This is a genomic window from Paenibacillus chungangensis (assembly GCF_042675905.1).
Classification (GTDB): Bacteria; Bacillota; Bacilli; order Paenibacillales; family Paenibacillaceae; genus Pristimantibacillus; species Pristimantibacillus chungangensis.
In genome coordinates this window covers 1-1,532 of sequence record NZ_JBHTJZ010000051.1, presented here as the reverse complement: position 1 = coordinate 1,532, position 1,532 = coordinate 1, and the positions used below count along the sequence as shown (strand labels likewise).

The following is a 1,532-nucleotide window of genomic DNA, read 5'->3' as shown; positions in this document are numbered from 1 at the left end:
TAGGTGATTCAAATATGAAACCAACCTTGGAAAAACCACGATTTCGCAAGCTTTCGATCAGCGAGTGCGCAGGTGCGCCCATTCTTCGGACGCTATGGGATCAATTCGACTTTTCTTTACTGCTCACACAATCCGGCATATCCAAACGAAACGGTACACCTGCCTGGATGCTCTGCTTTCTCTATGTCATTGGGCTATCTTCTGGCTGCAGGGCCGTCTCTCAGATGGCAGAATTGGCGGCCAAAGATGCTTTGCTTATTGAGATGTTTAGACCGTACAAATTGGCGCAGTACACGCTGAGCCGGTTGTTTATCAAGCCTTTTGCCTGGCGTACCTTCGGAAAAAAACGAGTCGAGAGGCTCCAACAAGATGCGGATACGAAATTGCATGAAGGCGATATTATCAATTTGGATGACACCCACAGTAATCATCCATTTGCTAAATTCCTGCCTTATCTTTGCTGGCTCAAGGACTCCTCTACGAAGGCATATAGCTGGTGCATGAATCTGGTTGTATTACAAGCGGTACTGCAAAACGGTTTGGAGTACCCGCTTTACTACAGCATGTGGCGCAAAGTCGAAGAAGGTGAGCTTGGACTCTCCAAGCTGGATTTAGCCAAGCAAATGCTCCTGATGCTGCGTGAAAACGTCTCGTGCCGCTTATGGATTGCGATGGATCGTTGGTATCTCTGCAAGGATTTTTTCGTGTTCCTCACAGAGCACAACTTTGATTGGGTGACCAAGGCCAAACGCAATACCGCCCTGTTTCGGCGCGTGAAGGAGCCAGGACGGCAGGACCGATATATTCCGGTGTCCGCACGCCAACTCATTAAAGAAGCGTACAAATCTCTTGCTCATAAAGGGAATTCCGGTTTGTCAGCGATCGCGCTTGCCGACATTTATATGAAATTGCCATTCCCCGCTATTGGACGAAAAGGACAGCCTACTGTAAAGCATCGCTATATCCCCATTGCCGCTGTCGTTGCCATTCGTTTGAAAGAAGACGAAGAAGCGACCACAATTGCTGAGGAGGGTGTAGATTCTCTTGCGACGCACAAAGACGCCTACTTGATCATTAGCAACCGCCATGATGTTCCGAAACAAGCACTCGAAGTCTACGGTAAACGCTGGCGCATTGAAGTGTTCTTTCGGACGGCCAAGCAGGAACTTGGCTTTGAGTCTTGCCACTCTACATCCGAAGCGCATCAGCATGCGCACATGGAATTGCTGTTCGCTACTGAGACACTGCTTGCGTATGCTTTGTGGCAGGTAAACAAAGAAAAAACGAGTGATGATGAAGGCTACACCCACGGCGAAATGGTTCGTGGCCTCTTCCACACTCGTTGTCAGGTTCGTCGCAGAAAACATAAGAATTCCGAACGAATCTACATTGATTTTGACATAGAAGTACGCCGGTTTGCAAGCCTTATTTCGGCTTATTGGCCGCCCCAGCTCTTAATGACCTGGTGGCCGGTTTATTCAAGCATAGATTCTCACAATTACCAGTTAATCTCGTGAACTGCATAAGTCATG

At 48.2% G+C, this 1,532-nt stretch carries 1 protein-coding gene; it reads left to right on the top strand.

Annotated elements, in window-relative coordinates:
• A partial coding sequence (locus ACFQ2I_RS19535) for a transposase (RefSeq protein WP_377567229.1) occupies positions 1 to 1,517 on the top strand: 1,517 nt, incomplete at its 5' end.
• Between the last annotated feature and the right edge of the window lie 15 nt (positions 1,518 to 1,532).